The organism is Mycobacterium nebraskense, assembly GCF_002102255.1.
Taxonomy (GTDB): domain Bacteria; phylum Actinomycetota; class Actinomycetes; order Mycobacteriales; family Mycobacteriaceae; genus Mycobacterium; species Mycobacterium nebraskense.
Map to the genome: position 1 here is coordinate 34,222 of NZ_LQPH01000156.1, position 17,705 is coordinate 51,926.

Genomic DNA, 17,705 nt, shown 5'->3' on the forward strand with positions numbered 1-17,705 from the left:
TCGTAAGCGAAGCCGCTTTGTCCGCCGAGGACGCGGGGCCGCGCGCGGGCCCGCGGACGGTCGGACATTGAAGATTTTGTCCGCCGAGGACGCGGGGCCGCGCGGGGCCGTGCAGCGTCAGCGGGTGAGCCGGGCGGCCAGGGTGTCCAGGCCGGGGCCGTCGAGGTCGGCGAGCGCAGCGGGCCGCCCGGACATCGCCATCAGAAGCGCCTCCCCGGGCCCGGTGACTTCCGGGCCGTGGCCGTGTTCCCAATCGAGGTCGGTGGCGCGCAGCCGCAGCCCTCTGATCCGGCGTCCGGCGCCGAGCCTGGGATTGCCGGGCACCAAGCCGAGGACCCGCTCGAGCCGATCGACCGGCACGCTGCGCGGTCGCCCCAGCGCGCGGCGGATGTCCTGGTGGTGGATGGTGCCGTCGACGAGTGCGATCATCCCGCCGAAACCCGCTGTCAGGCCGCGTGGTTGGAGATGGGTACGCAGAAAATACAGCAACTGTTCGGGACTCAGGTCCGCGAACTCGTCGACGCCGACCTGGTTGGCCCGGACCAGCCAGCCCTTCGCGAAGCGCTTCAGCAGCCCGAGGGCGCCGAGCTCTTCGTAGCTGATCACATGCGCCACAACGTCTTTGACCGTCCAACCGGAACACAGGCTGGGCGCGTCCCACTGCTGCGGCGTCAGGGTGGCCAGGAATTCCGCCAAATCGGCCCGCTCGGCGCCGGCCATGTCCATCAGGGTGGCCGTCATTTCCGGGCCCCGGCGGGCAGCAGGCGGGCGTAGCGATCCAGGTACAGCGGCCAGCCCGCCTCGCCGTCGACACCCTCGGCGACGGATTGCCATCCGGGACCGTGGCGGTCCAGGTGGCGGTGTTCGAGGTCGACCCGGGTGCGGGCGTCGGACTCCGCGGTGAAGCGCACCTCGACTTCGCTGGTTTTAGCCTGGTCGGACTCCAGCTGCCAGGTAGGGCCGATATCCCAGCTGAACAGGAGCCGGTGCGGCGGCTCGTAGGCCAAGACCCGCGCCCAGCGGCACACGCTGCCGTCGACGCCGCGGTCGTAGATGTGGCCGCCCGCCCGGGGCTCGAACACCGTCTCGGCGATCGGGACCGCCAGCAGGTTATGCTCCCGGGGCTTGAAGGCGCCGAACTGCTCGGTGAAGACGGCGAACGCCCGCTCGATTGGCGCGTTGACGACGACGTGGTGGGTGACGTTGGGAATCCGTTGCATCACAGGGCTTCTCCTTCACTCTCGTCGATCCTCTGGGCGTAGCCGGCCAGCGCCTGCGTCCAGAACCGGTCGAGATCGGCACGCAATGCCTCCAGGCCAGTCGGGTCGAGTTGGTAGACCCGGCGGGTCCCCGCGGCGCGGTCACGCACCAGCCCGGCGGACTTGAGCACTTTGAGGTGTTGTGACACCGCCGGCCTGCTGACGGGCAGGTCGCGAGCCAATTCGCCGACCGCCGACGGGCCGTGCGCGAGACGTTCGACGATGGCCCGCCGCGTCCCGTCGGCCAGGGCCAGCCACACGTCACCGCTTTGGTAAGTGACCACGAACGGTAAGCATAGGGTTACGGATAAGGGTCGGCAAGACCCGGCCGACGGCCGAGGCGATGCCTAGGTCTTGCGCAGCGGTGCCGGGTTCCACAGCCCGCTGCGCGTCGCCCGCCCCAGCTGGAGTTCGGCGGGCTGAGCGTTGGGGTAGTAGGGCGTCAACCGTTGCAGCGAGCCCCAGTCCCGAGACCAGTCGTCCTTCAGATAAGTGGCCACCGTCGTCGGCTTCACCAGCAGTTCGGTGACCCCGAGCGGGCCGCCGCCGTTGTTGTCCATGACGGGCGAGTTGGCTTCGGCGCCGAATCGGTCCGGCAGGATGCGCCATTTCGGTGTCTCGTCGAGGCCGTTCTGATGGCTGAACGGCCGCTGGCAGGGGAACGCCAGGCCGACCAGCCAGTCGAGGAACACCGGGTCTTTCGAGCCGACCACGTCCTGCAGCGTGCGCAGCTGCGGAATCCGCGGCGGCGTGAGCGCGATCCAGTGCTGCGGGGCCAGGTCTTCGTCGTCGGCGACCAACCGGACCTGGGTGGCACTGGTGGGGATGGCCGACAGCGGCAGCCGCAAGTTGCGCCACGCCGGGGAGGCCCCCACGTCGGCGAACTGGAACGACCCGCCGGGGTGTCCGCTCGCCGCCTCGTCATCGGTGGCCCACTGGACCTGGACCTCGCGGGGGTCGAAGCGACCGGCCGCGCTCACCACCAGCAGCGGCCGCGCCTTGTCGCGGGCGGGCAGTCGGTACCAGCCCGATCGCAGGTGGGCGGGCACCTGGATGCCCGGGCGCCAGCTGCCCAGGACGGGCGTGCGCGACGGATCCAGGTTGTAGGGCAGCTGGGCGACCGAACCGTTGATTCCCGGTGCCGGATTGGTGCCGCCCTCGGTGCCCGCCTCGGCGCCGGTGACCAGCTTGTCGTCGTTGATGAAGCTGCGGTCACCGGGACGTTCCATCACCGGGTCGGCGCGGACGTCGGCGGGAATGCCGTTGGGCGTGAAGGCTTCCGACAAGCCCGCTCCCAGGGCGTCACCCACCGTGGGGGCACCTCCCGCTCGCGGGGGAGCGCTCACCGGCGACAGCGCACCGGCGTTGGGATCCTGTTCCACCAGCACGTCCTCGGCCAGGCCGCAGGACTTGCCCATCAGGGCCTGCAGGTTGGACCGGCCCACCGACCACGCGGGGTACTGCGCGGTCATCGCCAGGGTCAGCGACGCCACCTCGAACACCACCAGCAGCCACGTCGCAATTGCCAACGGGGACTGGACGATTCCGGCCACACGCGCCCCGTACCGGGTCTTGGGCGGCCCGTTATCAGGCGAAACGAAATGGAACCACGCCGCCAGCAGCAGCACCACTACGGTCAGCCCGAGCAGCGCGGTGGCGAAGGCGTAGTGCCACGCCGGAAACGAATTCGACCATGGCACACCGAAATTGGACACATACCACCAGCCGTTGACGCTGGCGAACGACAGGGCTACCAGGAACAGCACGACGGCGGCGAACATGGTGCGGTTGCGCCGGGATCGCATCGCCACGGAAGTCACCGCAACGGCGGCCAGCGCGCCCAGTGGTCCGGCCAGCCCGGCGAACACCCCGAAATGGTGGGTCCACTTGGTGGGGGTGAACATCATCGCGACGAACGAGATGATCGTGATCCCGACGATGCGGCGGCTCGGACCGGCGGCTGTGCCCGGAATCCGGCCCTTGCGCAACGACATTGCGACCGTGATCCCGAGCGCCAGGACCAACGCCAGCACGGCGAAGCGCCGGGCGACCGACCCGTCGGGGCTGGCCATGAACAGGCGCTCGTAGCGGATGTGTTCGTCGAACCAACTCAAGCTGGGCCCGACGGCACGCTTGAGCATGCTGGCCTGGACCTCGCCGGCCAGAGTCTGGTCGCGGAAGATGAGGATGGCGGTGACGGTGACCGCGGCGAACAGGGGAGCCACCAGTGGCAGCGCGCCGAACCGTTTGGACCGGCGGTGCAGGATGGTCCGCAGCGGCCCGACGGCGACCAGCAGGGCACCGATCGAGGCGATGCCCGTCGGCCCCGAAAACAGCGTCAGCGCACCGATGATGCAGGCGGCCGCCACCGGCAGCAGCCGGCTGGTGGCCACCGCGCGCTCCACCGAGCACCAGGTCAGCAGGATGCCCAGCGCGATGATCGGCTCGGGCCGCAGCCCGTTGTTGAGCGGCAGCCACACGGCCAGGAACATGCCGGCCGCCGTCCACGCCGCACCGCGGTTCAGCTTGACGGCGTGACCCAGGCGCGGCATGACTTCACGGCTGATCACCCACCAGCACGTCAGCGCCATGACCAGGGTGGGCAACCGCATCCAAATGCTGGCCGTGCTGACGTGGGCCCACAACGCCAGCAGGTCGTAGTACCAGCCGAAGGGGGCCTCCGGCGTACCGAACCAGCGGTAGTAGTTCGCCATGTAGCCGGCGTGCTCGGATACCCGGGCCATGGTCAGGATGTAGCCGTCGTCGGAAGTGTTGGCGCCGACGAACTGCCACCACACCAGCACTGCGATGACCAGCCCATCCAGACCGGTGACAGACCACCAGCGCGACGGCAGGAAGCGGCGGTGCCGGGTGCCGTCGGCGGTGTCGAGCAGGTGCAGCGCGACCAGGGCGGCGGCCGTCAGCACGACCCCGAGGATCATCGCCGCCATCTTCAGCTGGGTAGGGCTGCTGCTGTAGCGGGTGTCGATGGTCGCCGAAAAGCTCAGACCCGGCGGCGCCGGCCCAGCGAGATCGGTAAACACGCCGACGATCTGAGGCCGGAAGTCGTAACCGCTCTTCTCCCCACGCAGCGGCGAGCCGGGGTGTTCGGCGTTGGGTCCCTGGGTCAGCCCGACGAACTCGGCGGTGACCCGGTCGGCATGCGCGGTGAACGTCAACCGCTGACAGGCCGGGCTGAGCACCTGGCTCAGCGGGGCGGTCACCACCGCGACGTTGCGGACCACCACGACGAGGTAGTCGTTGGCGCGCTGGATGAGCAGGCCGCGGTCGACGGCCTTGGGGGCCTGCTTGGGCACGGTCGACAACAGCACCGTCTTCGCAGCGTTCTGCGGACCGGCCAGCCCGGCGGCGGCCTGACAGGGCACGGTGACGTTGAGGTCGGTGGCCACATACCCGATCAGCGGCGCGTCAACGCTCTCGAACGTGCCGTTCTGTGGCCAGTTGAGCTGCGCGGTGGTCTGGTTGACCGGCAGCAGCGGGGTGGCGATGGCCAGCAAAGCCCCGAGGAGCCCGGCGACGGTAGCAACCAACCGAGTGATCCGGTGGTTCGCTCCCGTGTCGGTCACGGTGGTAGATGCTAGTTCTTCGACGCTTGGCGGCGAGGTGTCGGTGCTCATCAGCGGGTTGTCACGGGCTTGCGGATGGCCACCACGAACGGGCCGGCGCTGTGGACGACGAACTGCGGGCTGTCGAAGAGGGCGGCCCGCAAGTCGACGGTGTAGCGGCGGACGTTGGGCTGGTTGGGATACACGTCCTCGGCCAGCCGCAGCGTGTAGTTGCCGTTCGCGCCGCGGCGCATGAGGAACACCGTGGGCGGCGGCCAGGGACAGGTGTCGAGCGCGTGGGTGAGCTCGTCGGCGGACTTGAGTTTGGACCACTTGTTGATCTGGATTGCGCGCAGGTCGAACTGCGCCAGCGGGTTGGCGTAGTGCGACGTCAGTCCCTGAAATCCCCAATAGGGATAGAAGGACAGGAAGCTGTAGTCGGCGGTCATCACGACGGTCTCATCACGAGGCCTGCCGGTCACGGTCGTGATGGCGTGGTCGATGTCGGGGTAGAACTTCTCCGAGCTGGGCGGTCGCCGGTCGCCGCGCTGGCCGTTGCCGTCGGTGTCGGTGTAGGCGATGGTGAGATCCGGGCGCAGCACGTCGGGAATGTCCTGACTGAACGCGATCGCGGCGGCCAGGCCGACGGCCCCGGCGACGGGGAGGACGGCCCGGCCCCGCTCGGACAGCGCCCGCACCGCCTCGACGAAGCCGAACGCCCCGGCGGCAACCAGCAGCACGGTCAGGGTGGGCTGCAGCCGGAACGACAGCAGCGTGGTGCGCGCCAGCGTGGTCAGCATCGACAGCAGCGACCAAAGGTAGACGGCCAGCACGCCGACGGCCAGGGCGCCGGCCCGCACCGACGTCCGGGCGCGCACCACCAGCCATAGCGCACCCAGCAGGCAGACCGCGCCCAGCAGGGAGAACTGCAGCATCGGGAAGGTCAGGACGGCACCGTCGGCCGGCAGGTAGTGCTGGGCGCTGCCGGAGTTGCTGACCGGGCTTCCGGCCGCCCGCAACAGGAACGGCAGCCAGGTGGTGCTCGCGATGGCCGCGGCGATGACGGCGATGACGGCCAGCCGGCGCAGCGGGTCGAGCGCATTCTTGACGCCGCCCTGCCGCCAGCGCAGGCCGGCCAGCCACAGGGCCATCAGCAGGACGGTGAACGCGCCGAAGGCGAACAGCAGCAGATACCAGGTGGCCGTCCAGCCGACGAATATCCCGGCGCCAACGACCGCGGCCCAACCGCCCCCGCGTTCGCCGCCGCGCAGGCCCGACCAGGTCAGCACCAACACCGGCGGCAGCAGCACGGTGATCATCGCCGCGTAGGGTTCGGGTGAGCCGTAGGCGAGCGTTGCCGCCGCCGTGGCGGTGGTGACGATCAGCGCGTACTCGAAACGGACCATCCGCCACCACAGCACCAGGGCGACGGCGACCGCGACGGTGATCGAGGTGACTGCCCACGGCTTGTAGATCTCCCAGGCCGGTGTTCCGCTCAGCGCCGCGGCCCGCCCGCCGATCCAGAACCAGCCCGGCGGGTAGAAGGGCGGCAGCCCGATGTAGGTCATGTCGCGCAGGGCCGGGCTGTCGGCAAGCCGGGTCAGGTACTCGGTGCGAAACTGCTGGTCGACGGAGATGCCGAACAGGTACAGCTTGGTCGCGCCCAGCGGCATGCCCAGCGTCACAACGGTGAACGCGGACACGAACACCAGCCCACCCAACTGGGCCGGCCACCGATGTCGGCCGGATCGTCCCCACGCCCAACCCGCGGCGACCAGGCCGGCCAGGCAGCCGACCTGCCCCACGGTGGTCAGCGCGTGCAACTGGTTGGACGACGGAAAGGCCGGCCACTGCACGCGAGAGATGGCGACCAGCGAGACCACCGCGACGACGACGGCCACCGCCACCGCCAAAGCCATCTGGCCCAGAGCGGCCAGCGCGTTACGCATGATCAGATTGGCAGCTTGCGGAAGACGCTCCGCGGGATGTGTCGCAACACCATCATCACGTAACGGAATGCTGCTGGCGCCCAAACCAATTCCTTACCCTTTGCGGCCGCGGTCACCGCGAGGTTGGCGACATACTCCTTGTCCACGGTGAGCGGGGCCTCCTTGATGTGTGCGCTCATCCGGGTACGCACCTGGCCGGGACGGATCACCAGAACGCGAACACCGTACTCGCGCAACGCCTCGGCCAGGCCCAGATAGAAGCCGTCCAGCCCCGCCTTGGTGGACCCGTAGACGAAGTTGGACCGCCGCACCCGCTCCCCGGCGACCGTGCTCATCGCGATGATCTGGCCGAAGCCCTGGGCGCGCATCTTCTCGGCCAGCAGCACTCCCACCGAAACCGCTGCGGTGTAGTTGATTTCGGCGATCTGCACGGCTTTGCGCTGGTTCTGCCACAGCTCCTCGGCGTCGCCGAGCAACCCGAACGCCACAATGGCCACGTCGACGTCACCGTGGGCGAACGCCTGGTCGATCATCTTCGGATGACTGTCTGGGTCGGTGGCTTCGAAGTCGATCAGCTCCACCGACCGCGCGCCCGCCGCCTTCATCTGGGCAACAGCGGTGTCGCGGCCCGGGTCATCGGGCATGGCGGCCAGCACGATACGGGCGTGCGCGTTCTGCAGGTAGCGCTCACAGATGGCCAGCCCGATCTCGGAGGTGCCCCCAAGCAGCAGGATGGTCTGCGGATTCCCCACGGCATCTAAAACCATTGGCGCACCATTTATAACAGCTCCAAACGTCGGGCCATGTCGGAGGCGAACACCCCCGAGGGATCCACTTTGCGGCGCACCGCGATCCACTCGTCGATGCGCGGGTACATGGCGTGGAAGGTCTCGGCGCTGACGCGGGAATCCTTGGCGGTGTAGACGCGGCCGCCGAATTCCAGTACGCGCCGGTCGAGTTCGTTGAGGAACTCGTTGATCCCCGGCTTGTTGGGGAAGTCCATCGCGACGTTCCACCCGGCCATCGGAAAACTCAGCGGCGCGCGGTTGCCCGGGCCGAACAGTTTGAACACGTTCAATGCAGAGTAGTGGCCGCGGGTCTGGATCCAGCGGATGATGGCCTTGAACTCGTCCATCGCGTCCGGCGGAACCAGGAACTGGTGTTGTGCGAAACCCATTGGGCCGTAAGCATTGTTCCAGCCACTGACCAGGTCGAGCATGTGGTAGAACTGCGACAGATTCATGATCTTGCCGGTGTAGGTTCCACCCAGCCGGTAGTACACCTCGCCGATGGCCATGAATGACAGCTTGTTCATCGCGCTGACCGGAAATATGTTCGGCACCGTCAACAGCTGCGGCGCATCGAATTTCAGCGGATTCTTGGCCAGCTTCTTGGGCAGCTGGTCCAGCTTCGCCAGGCTGCCGCGGCTGACCGCGGCCCGGCCGAGCTTCGGTGGCGGACTGATCAGGTCGAACCAGGCGCTGGAGTAGGTGTAGTTGGCCTCGCTGCCGTCGAGGTGAACGGCGACCGTCTCGTCGAGGTCCTTGGTGGCCACCCCGTCGGCGATGAAGTACGCCGTCTCCGTCGGCGTCATCTCGATGGTGGCGCGCAGGACGATCCCGGTCAGGCCGTTGCCGCCGACGGTGACCCAGAAGAGTTCGGCGTCCGAGCTATCCGGGCCGTCGGGGGTGATGGTGCGGATGGTGCCGTCGGCCATGAGCAGGTCCATCGAGCGCACGTGGTTGCCGAAGCTGCCCGCGCTGTGATGGTTCTTGCCGTGGATGTCGCAGGCGATCGCGCCGCCGACGGTGACCTGGCGCGTGCCCGGCAACACGGGAACCCACAGCCCGAACGGAAGTGCCGCCTTCATTAGCTGGTCCAGGCTGACGCCGGCGTCGACGTCGACCAGCCGGGTGTCGGCGCTGATCGAGTGGATGCGATTGAGCCCCGTCATGTCGATGACCAGGCCGCCGCCGTTTTGGGCGTTGTCGCCGTAGGACCGGCCCAGCCCGCGCGCGATGACCCCCCGTCCGTTCGGGCCGCCGGATTCGGCGACCCGGGCGACGGCCTTGGTGATCACCTCGGGATCGCGGGTCGAGAGCACCTCGGCCACCGACGGCGCGGTGCGGCCAAAGCCCGTCAGCCGGGTGGTGGTGGTCGAAACGTCGGTGCTCAACATCGTCAAAGAGGGTACCGCTTGCCAAGGTCGGCTCAGCGGATGCGGAAGATTACCGCCCGCTGCACGATGAAGTTGATGACGGTCGCGGTGCCCTGCGCGATCACGAACGCGACGGGTATCGCCCACCCGCGATAGTGCAAAAGCGCAAGGCACAGGTGGTTGAGTCCGACCTGCACGGCGAAGGTGATGCCGTACAGAACCATGACGGCAACGAAGCGCGCGGTGCTCGGGGCCGCCTGGAACGTCCACCGGCGGTTGATCAGATAGGCGGTGATGGTGCCGACGACGAAGCTGATGGCCTTGGCCAGGTCCACCTGGACGCCCACCGCTTTGTACAGCACCAGGTACAGGCCGAAGTCCACGATCCCCGCCAGACCGCCGGTGACGACGAATCGCGTGACCTGTGCCTTCAGACTCAACTGCGGGCTCGGTGGCGCGGCATCGGGCAGCGGGGCAACCATTGGGGGGAGTCTAACCGGGCCGACGGGCCTCCCCGGGAAGCGTCGGGACGCTTCAGCGGGGCAGCTTGACCGCTATCAACTCGACCTGATCCTCGCCCTGCGGCGTCGAGTAGGTCACCGTGTCGCCCGCCTTGTGTCCGGCCAGGGCCTGGGCCAAGGGGCTGCGCGCGGTCAGCGTCTCACCTTCCCGGCCGACCGGCGTCTCTTCCACGATCGAGATCACGTGCATCGTCACCACTTCGCCGTCGGAGAACCGCAGGGTCACCTCGGTGCCACCGGGCAGCGTTTCCGACGCGTCGGGCTGCGACGGCCCGGTCCGCATCCGCCGGTCGAGCTCGTTGATCCGGTCGCTGAGTCCGACCAGCTCCTCGGCGCGCTGGATCGCCTCGGCCGCGTCGCCGTGATCGCCCACCATGCCGCGGTCGTTCCTGACTTCGCCCTCGAGGCGGTCCCGCCGCTGCCGCAGCCGCTCCAGCTCAGCGGCCAGGTTCTCCCGCGCCGCATCCGCCGCTGATTGGACCTTCTTGCTCACGTCGGTGGACCTTTCGCCCAGTTTGCTCAAGTGGCGTTCCAGTGTTGCACCACGGGGAGGCGGCCGCCACCGTTATTGGACAAGAGGCGAGTCCTCCTTCAGCGGGTGGTCGAGCCGGATTCGGAGTTGGTGGTGATCGGCGGTGCGCCGTCCTCGTCGTCGTAGTAGTCGACGGTGCCCCGCAGGGCGTCGAAGATGGCCCTGCCCTGTGCGACCAGGCCGCTGGCCACCTCGGTGAGCCCTTCGGCGCCGTTGAGCACGGTCACGTTCGCGTTGGCGAGCCCGCGGGCGGCCTTCTCCACGATCTCGGGCAGCTGGTCGATGAGCGCCTTGTCCAGCGCCACCCGGTCGTGCGACGCCGCCGCCTCGGCCAGGATCTTCATCTTCTCCGCGTCGGCGATCGCCAAGATGCGGACGCGCTCGGCGTCGGCCTCGGCCGGCTTGACCACCTCGGCTACCAGTTCCTGCTGGCGCAGTTCGGCCGCGCGCTCGGCCAGCTCGGTCCGCATCTGCAACACCTCGCGCTGGGCCTGCGCCTCGGCCAACGGCCCGGCCTGCGCGGCCTGCGCCTGCGCCGTGTCGACCTCGGCCTTGTACTGCGCCTTGACGATGGCGGTTTGACGGGCGAACTCGGCCTGCTTGCGCTGCGACTCCTGCTCGGCTTCGGCGGCCGCCTGGTTGGCCTGCGCCTGGGCGATCTGCGCCTGCTGCTGGATCGCGGCGTTGTGCGGGGCCGACATCGCCTCGATGTAGCCGAGCCCGTCGTCGTCGATGGACTGGATTTGCAGGGCGTCGACGGTGAGGCCGATCCGGGCCATCTCCTCCTTGGAACCGTCGAGGACCTCGGTCGCCAGTTTTTGGCGCTCCCGGATGATCTGCTCGACGGTCATCGAGCCGATGATCGAGCGCAGGTGCCCGGCGAAGATGCGCCCGGTCAGCACGGACATCTGGTCTTGCTCGGACAGGAATCGTTGCGCGGCGCTGATGATGCTCTCCGTGTCGTTGCCGACCTTGAACGCAATCACAGCCCGGACGTTGAGGGTGATGCCCTGCTGGGTCACGCACTTCTCGGCCACCTCCGCCTCACACATCGCCAGCGTGAGGAATCGAGCCTTGCGGAACACCGGCAGGATGAAGGCGCCATGACCGGTCACGACGCGGAATGGTGCGTTGCTTTTGGTACGGGCACCGGAGATGAGCATCGCCTCGTCGGGGGCGGGCACCTTGTAACCGAGCATTGGGGGGACTCCTTTTCGGGTTTCGCTGTTGTATATCGGGCGATCCGGGCCGTCAATTCAGATCAGGCAAGGCCCTGCCAGGGCTCGACGACCACCGTCCGGGCGCCCCTGACGTCGACCACCAGCACCTCCGCGCCCTTCGGCAGCGGTTGGTCGGACCACGCCAGGAAGGCCTCCTTGGCGCCCCCCACGGTGACCAGCACCTCGCCGGCGCCGCTGGTGCCGCGGGTTGCCACGGTCAACGTCCCAACGCAGCCGATGGCCGAGGCGTCGCTCACGAACGCATACTCCCGCATCGGCAATCCGAGCGTCGTGTTTCGTCTAAACGGGTCCCGCCGTGAGGGTGACGACGTTGTTGCGGCTTTCCCGCGCCTTTATCCGCGACACCCAGACCCGGCCGCCGGTGGCCAGCCCGACGATGCTTTCGACCGTCTCGAACGTCCACGCGGCCGTGCCCGCCATCCCGGTGTCGTCCATGATCCGTAGATCGATGACGCCCCGGTCAGCTAGCAACTCAAACAGATCGCGCTGTGGGTCATCGACGGCGATCAGCGTGGTGTGGTCGAACTGGTCGCGAAGGGTCGTCCTGACCTCGTCGAGGGTGCCCTCGTCCACCACCGTGTCGGTGCCGGGTTCGGTTTCTGCGCAGGCGAACTCGATGTCGAAGGCCCGCTCGTAGCCGTGCAGGAAGAAGCGTTTGCCTTGATTGGCCCACGAGCGATGGCAGCAGGGCAAGTTGTCGAACAGCCGGCGCAGGTGGAACCTGGCCGTGCGGCCCAGCGGCGCGTCGGCGCGGTGCATGGTGGCCACCCGGGCGCCGTCGACGGAGATGGTGTTGTGCATGGGCTCAGCGTCCGGCCCCCGCCTTACGGGATCCTCAACGAATTCTTGGAGCCGTCTCCCTCGGTCGTGGGTGCCTATCGTTGTAGATATGAACGTCGGTCTGCGGATGTGGTCGGCAGTCGGCGCGGCATTGCTGTGCTTGGCCGCACTGTTCTCCGCGGCCCCGGCGTCGGCGGACCCATCCGACGACGCCTTCTTGGGGGCGCTGTCGGCGAACGGGATCGCCATGAATGGCCCCGGCGCCGCGATTGGGATGGCCCATTCCGTCTGCGCCGGGCTCGACAGAAACGAGAGATCGAGCGTCCTGGCGATGAAGGTGATGAAGGACACCAGTCTCTCGGCGCGACAAGCCGGGTTCTTCGTCGGCCTTTCCGTGTCCGCCTACTGCCCGCAATACAAGGGCCAGGTCGACGGTTCGTTGGACTGGCTGAATCCGCTGCCCCCGTTGATGTGAGCTGAACCGCTAAACCCAGTACGGCACCCGGGCGCGGTACTGCCGCATCGCGAACGCCGCCAGCACCCAGCCGACGGCCGTCAACACCCCCACCACGGCCCAGTGCCGCAGCTCTTGGTGTGCGCCCAGCAACGGGGCGCGAACGATGTCGAGATAGTGCAGCAGCGGGTTGAGTTCGACGATGCTCGACCAGCGCCCCGCCCCCTGCTGCCGCAACGTGTCGTCGTTCCAGATGATCGGCGTCATGAAGAACAGCAACTGCACGACCGAGAACAACAGCGGCCCGATGTCGCGGTAGCGGGTCGCCAGGATGCCGAAACACAGTGACACCCAAATGCAATTCAGCACGATCAGCGCCAGCGCCGGGATGACCGACAGATCCGCCCACGACCATGGCTTCGGATAGATCATCGCGATGACGACGTAGATGACGATGTTGTGTGCGAACAAGATCATCTGCCGCCACACCAGCCGGTAGACGTGCACGGACAGCGGCGTCGGCAATTGCTTGATCAGTCCCTCGTTGGCGACGAAGACGTCGGCCCCCTCCAAAATGGCCGCGTTGATCAGGTTCCAGATGATCAGGCCGAGCGTGACATACGGCAGGTGCACGGAGAGCTCGAGGTGAAACAGCTTGGAGTACAGGCCGCCCATGGCGACGGCGGTGGTGCCGGTCGCGATGGTGATCCAGAACGGCCCCAGCACCGAGCGACGGTAGCGCTGCTTGATGTCCTGCCAGCCCAGGTGTAGCCACAGCTCGTGCCGACGGAAGCCGGCGACCAGGTCGCCTCGGGCGCGAGTGAAGGTCCGCGACTGGGCGGCGGCGTCGATGAACGTCACGTGGGTCCTCCAGGCTTGCCGAATTGCTCGCGGCGTCCCAAGCGGCGCAACCGAATCCATTCCGCCAGGCCCTTGGGGTCGCGGCGGGTGATCAGGAAGTACCAGCCGAACCGAACCCACTCCTGGACCAGCAGCTTGCGCAGGCCCGGTTGTGACAGCAGGTAGCCGCGGTTGCGATAGGTGTAGAACCGCTTGGCGGGGTCGTCGGGGTATTGGGTGTGCATGCGGCCGCCCAGGATCGGCCGGAATTCTTCCGACCCGCAGGGGTGCAAGTAAATCGCGTCCAGGCAGGTGCCGAAGGGCAAGCCCGATCGCACCAACCGCCGGTGCATCTCCACTTCGTCGCCGCGGATGAACAGCCTCAAGTCGGGGACACCGATCGCTTCGAGGGTGGCCGCGCGGAACAGCGCGCCGTTGAACAGCGACGCGATCCCGGGCAATAGGTCCTGCCCCGCTTCGGTGCGCAATTCGCTTGTGCGCCTGCGCCATACCAGGCCGCGGCGCAACGGAAACGCCAGCCGCGCCGGATCGTCGGAGTTGCACACCATCGGCGACACTTCGGCCAGGGCGTGCTTCTCGGCGCACGCCAGCAGGGTGGCCAGCACGTGCGAGTCCTGCGGTCGCCCGTCGTCGTCGGCCAGCCACACCCAGTCGGCTCCCTGCGCCAACGCGTGCAGCATGCCCAGCGCGAAACCGCCTGCGCCGCCGAGGTTTCGGCGAGAGGCTAGGTAGGTGGTCGGAATCGGCTGGCCGGCTACCAGATCGCGGACCCGGCCGGAGGGCGGCCCTTCGCCAGAAAAATCATTGTCGACCACGATCAGATGGTCGGGTACCCGGGTCTGGCTGCTCAGGGTGCTCAGCGACTTGGCCAGCTCGTCGGGGCGCCGGTGGGTGACGACGACGGCGAAGACGGATTCACTCATCCCCGGATGCTCTTTGCGCCAAAGGGTTCTCGGCCGCGGTCTCGGCCAGCACCTCGCGCACGTGCCGGCCCGCGTCCTCGCCCTCGTAGGCGCGCACCACGTCTTCGATGCCGCCGGACATGCGGATCACGCCGTGGTCGATCCACATCGCGGTCTTGCAAAGCCGGGCGAGGAACTCGTTGGAATGGCTGGCGAACACCAGGATTCCGGACCGCTCCACCAGGCCCTGCAGCCGGGACTGGGCCTTCTTCATGAAGTCGGCGTCGACCGCGCCAAGACCTTCGTCGAGCAGCAGGATCTCGGGGTCGATGCTGGTGACCACCCCCATGGCCAGCCGTACCCGCATCCCGGTGGAGTACGTGCGCAGCGGCATCGAAAGGTAGTCACCCAACTCGGTGAACTCGGCGATCTCGTCCACCTTGGTCATCATCTGCTTTCGGGTCTGCCCCAGGAACAGCCCGCGGATGATGATGTTCTCGTAGCCCGAGATCTCGGGGTCCATCCCGACTCCCAGATCGAAAATGGGCGCGACCCGGCCGGTTACCTTCGCCCAGCCGCGGGTGGGTTCGTAGATGCCCGAAAGCAGCCGCAGCAGAGTCGATTTCCCGGCGCCGTTGTGTCCCACCAGGCCGACCCGGTCGCCCAGCTCGAGTGACATGGTGATATCCCGTAGCGCCTCGACGACAACCACGTTGGAGCTGTTGCGGCCGATCGTGCCGCCCGCCTTGCCCAGGAAGGCTTTCTTCAGGGAGCGCGACTTCGCGTCGAAAATGGGGAATTCCACCCACGCGTTGTGCGTCTCGATGTGAGGACCCGCCACCTTGTTTCGCTTTACAGGTACTGGCCGTGCCCGGATCCGGTGCCCGGCTTGCCGATGCCCGGTGGCAGCGCGCCCTGGCGCATGTTCTCCAGCTGTGCGCGGGCGGCCATCTGTTGGGCGAACAGCGCCGTCTGGATGCCGTGGAACAACCCTTCCAGCCAGCCGACCAGCTGGGCCTGGGCGATGCGCAATTCGGCGTCGGACGGCGCCGCGTCCTCGTCGAACGGCAGGGTGAGGCGGTCGAGCTCTTCGCGTAGTTCCGGCGCCAGGCCCTCCTCCAGTTCGCGGATGCTGGTCGCGTGGATCTCGCGCAGGCGGTTGCGGCTGGCCTCGTCGAGCGGTGCGGCGCGCACCTCCTCGAGGAGCTGCTTGATCATCGTCCCGATGCGCATCACCTTGGCGGGCTGCTCAACCAAATCGGTCAGGGAGCGCTCGTCGGAGTCGTCCTCCGTCACCGCCGTGATCCGCGGGTCGCCGTCGCCGTCGCCGATGATCTCGATGCCATCGTCGTCGTTGCGGGTACTCAATCCATCACCATCCTTTGCGGACTAAGAGTGCGGCGCCGCGCCGTTTCCGCGCCATTCGTAGATTCGGGCTCCACCATTGTCGTAGATCAGCGCCCACGACTTCGATTTATCCAGTGACACTAGTCCGTCGGGTACGGCGAATCCCCGGACCGTCGGCGAGCTGGTGTAGATGTACCGGATATTGAGCGCCTTGATCGCCTCGACCACCCGTGGATCGGAGTCGCCCTTGCGGGCGCCGGCCCAGAAGATGTACCGGTTGGGGCCGGGGCCCATCTGCTGCGGGTAGTCGTAGTGGGTCCACAGCGGGTGCAGGTCGGCGACGGCGTACATCCACGCGGTGCCGTCGGTGTTGGCGTTGCCTATCACGGTGTCGTGCGCGCCGGGCAGCGTGGCCAGGTAGGCCATGGCCATCAGGTCGCGTTGGTCGATCATCACCGAGTCGTACTTGTCGCCGAACAAGACCAGGTGTCGATAGAAGTAGTGGCGGGCGGTGAATACGGTCGTCGCCACCAGCAGGACCGCCGTGGCCGCGGTCCAGACCGGTGCGGGGGAGGGTTTCAATCGGCGGTCGGCGACACGCTTGGCGCCGGCCACCACCACCGTGACGATCAGGAACAATGCGACGCCGGCCATCGGCATCAGCAGCAGCGTGATGGCCGCCGAGATCCTTCGCGGGTCCTTGTAGAAGAACTCTCCGAACGCACCGGCTATCGCCCCGATCGGGCCGCCGAGCGGCGTTCCCGCGTCGACGTCGACCAGCACGAGCAACAGCCAGATCGCCAGCGGCCACCAGATCCTCTTGTAGGCGAAGATGATCCCGCCGAGGATCGCCAGCGCAATGAGCCCGTACTGGTAGGGGAAGTCGTTGAGATGACGCGAGTGCTGAAAGACGGCGTCGAACAGCCCCCGCTTCTTGCCCAGGCGGGTCAGGAAAGAGTGTCCGGCGATGATGTCTTCCTGTTGCCGGACGCTGATGAACTGTGGCAACAGGATCAGCGCGGTGGCCGTCGTCACGCCGGCGAGCGTCACGGCGTCGGTGAGCCGGCCGCGCACCGGATGCCACAGCACGTCCAACAGCCACCAAGCCACGACGAACAGGACGACGATGAACCCGCCGGTCAGGTGTACCGACATCAGCCCTACGAAGGCCAGCACCGCCACCGGGATGCGGTCGCGGTGCCGCAGCGTCGAGGTGATCAACACGAACGTCGGGACGGCGACGCCGTAGGCCGCCAGATTCGGCATCGCGGCGACGCCGAACTCGACGTAGGGCAGGGCGGTGAACGACACCGACAGTGCGGCGGCGGTGGCGGCCGCGCCGGCGGTGCGCCATTCGCACCAGTGGGGGCGCAGCAGCCGCCAGGTCAGCATCGCCGCGCTGGTGGGGAACAGCCAGACCGAGGCCGCCACCGAGCTCAGGGTGTAGCCGGTGGTGGGCGCCGCCCCGGTGAGCTGACAGAACACCGCTGTCAGCGCGTGGAACACCGACGGGTAGTACAGGGTCTGGTGCGTTTCGACGTTGCGCAGCTCGCCCATGTGCGTGGATGACGCCTGTCCGGTGTCGAGGATGAACCGGACTTCGTTGGCGTGCCAGACGGCGTCCCAGGTGCTGGGGATGGTCTGCCAATGGGCGGCCAGACCGCGGTGGGCCGCCCACATGATCAGCAGCGACCCGAGCAGGATCCCGGCGGCCACCGTGACCGCCGGCCAGCGGCCGATCCCCCGGGCTTCGGCCTCGGCGTCGCGGTACCGGCGGACGAGCAGCTGCAGAACCGTCATCACCAGGCACACCACGACCAGCGTCGCCAGCGCGGTCCAGCCGTTCCAAGGGATTCCGACCGCACCGAACGGGATGATCGCCAGCGCGACCGCACCGTAGGTCAGCGCCGGGCCGACCGCGACGGCGATGGGCCAACTCAACTGACTGATCCGCGCAATGGTCGCTCCGGGCGCTATCAGCAAAAACAATGCGATCAGCGTTCCGAACCAGAGGCCCACTCGACTAGTATGGCTGGCCGGGTGTCCTGCCTCGGGAAGCCACCGGCTGGGTGGAACGGCTCGAGCGTTTCCGGGCACCCGCTACCGTCACGGTTTCGCGGAAATGCGCAAGCTCT

At 67.7% G+C, this 17,705-nt stretch carries 18 protein-coding genes; 1 reads left to right on the forward strand and 17 read right to left on the reverse strand.

Going from position 1 to position 17,705, the window contains the following annotated elements:
- Positions 1–117: 117 nt before the first annotated feature.
- From AWC17_RS23330 to AWC17_RS23385, 12 genes are all read right to left on the reverse strand, one after another.
- Entirely contained in the window at positions 118–741 is a 624-nt protein-coding gene (locus AWC17_RS23330; protein ID WP_046182767.1) for a maleylpyruvate isomerase family mycothiol-dependent enzyme, read from the reverse strand.
- Entirely contained in the window at positions 738–1,220 is a 483-nt protein-coding gene (locus AWC17_RS23335) for an SRPBCC family protein (RefSeq protein WP_046182766.1), read from the reverse strand. The genes AWC17_RS23330 and AWC17_RS23335 overlap by 4 nt, the downstream gene beginning before the upstream one ends.
- Positions 1,220–1,543, reverse strand: a complete 324-nt coding sequence (locus tag AWC17_RS23340; RefSeq protein WP_046182765.1) for an ArsR/SmtB family transcription factor — start codon at positions 1,541–1,543, stop codon at positions 1,220–1,222. Before AWC17_RS23340 ends, AWC17_RS23335 begins: the two co-directional genes overlap by 1 nt.
- 63 nt (positions 1,544–1,606) lie before the next feature.
- Complete coding sequence (locus AWC17_RS23345) at positions 1,607–4,897, reverse strand: arabinosyltransferase domain-containing protein (RefSeq protein WP_046182764.1); 3,291 nt, start codon at positions 4,895–4,897, stop codon at positions 1,607–1,609.
- On the reverse strand, positions 4,897–6,774 hold the full coding sequence (locus AWC17_RS23350; RefSeq protein ID WP_046182763.1) for a galactan 5-O-arabinofuranosyltransferase: 1,878 nt from the start codon (positions 6,772–6,774) through the stop codon (positions 4,897–4,899). The genes AWC17_RS23345 and AWC17_RS23350 overlap by 1 nt, the downstream gene beginning before the upstream one ends.
- Before the next feature lie 2 nt (positions 6,775–6,776).
- Positions 6,777–7,541 (reverse strand): decaprenylphospho-beta-D-erythro-pentofuranosid-2-ulose 2-reductase, encoded by a 765-nt coding sequence (gene dprE2 / locus AWC17_RS23355; protein WP_046182762.1) that lies wholly within the window; start codon positions 7,539–7,541, stop codon positions 6,777–6,779.
- A gap of 11 nt (positions 7,542–7,552) precedes the next feature.
- Entirely contained in the window at positions 7,553–8,953 is a 1,401-nt protein-coding gene (dprE1, locus tag AWC17_RS23360) for a decaprenylphosphoryl-beta-D-ribose oxidase (RefSeq protein ID WP_046182761.1), read from the reverse strand.
- A gap of 32 nt (positions 8,954–8,985) precedes the next feature.
- Positions 8,986–9,414, reverse strand: a complete 429-nt coding sequence (locus AWC17_RS23365; protein WP_046182760.1) for a GtrA family protein — start codon at positions 9,412–9,414, stop codon at positions 8,986–8,988.
- A gap of 52 nt (positions 9,415–9,466) precedes the next feature.
- On the reverse strand, positions 9,467–9,946 hold the full coding sequence (locus tag AWC17_RS23370; RefSeq protein ID WP_046182759.1) for a GreA/GreB family elongation factor: 480 nt from the start codon (positions 9,944–9,946) through the stop codon (positions 9,467–9,469).
- Positions 9,947–10,044: 98 nt separating this feature from the next.
- A complete protein-coding gene (locus AWC17_RS23375; protein ID WP_046182758.1) occupies positions 10,045–11,184 on the reverse strand; it encodes an SPFH domain-containing protein in 1,140 nt (379 codons plus the stop codon).
- A 62-nt stretch (positions 11,185–11,246) separates the two neighbouring features.
- Positions 11,247–11,462: a hypothetical protein gene (locus tag AWC17_RS23380; RefSeq protein ID WP_082122909.1), complete on the reverse strand. Its 216-nt coding sequence runs from the start codon at positions 11,460–11,462 to the stop codon at positions 11,247–11,249.
- Between the two features lie 43 nt (positions 11,463–11,505).
- Complete coding sequence (locus AWC17_RS23385; protein WP_085165155.1) at positions 11,506–12,027, reverse strand: 6-carboxytetrahydropterin synthase; 522 nt, start codon at positions 12,025–12,027, stop codon at positions 11,506–11,508.
- 88 nt (positions 12,028–12,115) lie between these two features.
- Between AWC17_RS23385 and AWC17_RS23390 the strand changes: the two genes are divergently transcribed.
- A complete protein-coding gene (locus tag AWC17_RS23390) occupies positions 12,116–12,481 on the forward strand; it encodes a DUF732 domain-containing protein (protein WP_046182756.1) in 366 nt (121 codons plus the stop codon).
- A gap of 9 nt (positions 12,482–12,490) precedes the next feature.
- Here AWC17_RS23390 and wzm read toward each other — a convergent pair whose 3' ends face one another.
- Genes wzm through AWC17_RS23415 form a run of 5 tightly spaced genes read right to left on the reverse strand, consistent with a single transcriptional unit; the run spans position 12,491 to position 17,589 of the window.
- Positions 12,491–13,321, reverse strand: coding sequence for a galactan export ABC transporter permease subunit Wzm/RfbD (gene wzm, locus AWC17_RS23395; RefSeq protein ID WP_046182755.1), 831 nt, complete (start codon positions 13,319–13,321; stop codon positions 12,491–12,493).
- On the reverse strand, positions 13,318–14,244 hold the full coding sequence (glfT1, locus tag AWC17_RS23400; RefSeq protein ID WP_046182754.1) for a galactofuranosyltransferase GlfT1: 927 nt from the start codon (positions 14,242–14,244) through the stop codon (positions 13,318–13,320). Before glfT1 ends, wzm begins: the two co-directional genes overlap by 4 nt.
- Positions 14,237–15,064 (reverse strand): galactan export ABC transporter ATP-binding subunit Wzt/RfbE, encoded by an 828-nt coding sequence (gene wzt / locus AWC17_RS23405; RefSeq protein WP_085165156.1) that lies wholly within the window; start codon positions 15,062–15,064, stop codon positions 14,237–14,239. Before wzt ends, glfT1 begins: the two co-directional genes overlap by 8 nt.
- 11 nt (positions 15,065–15,075) lie before the next feature.
- Positions 15,076–15,591: a bacterial proteasome activator family protein gene (locus tag AWC17_RS23410; protein WP_046182752.1), complete on the reverse strand. Its 516-nt coding sequence runs from the start codon at positions 15,589–15,591 to the stop codon at positions 15,076–15,078.
- 21 nt (positions 15,592–15,612) lie between these two features.
- Positions 15,613–17,589, reverse strand: a complete 1,977-nt coding sequence (locus AWC17_RS23415; RefSeq protein ID WP_085165157.1) for a DUF6541 family protein — start codon at positions 17,587–17,589, stop codon at positions 15,613–15,615.
- Between the last annotated feature and the right edge of the window lie 116 nt (positions 17,590–17,705).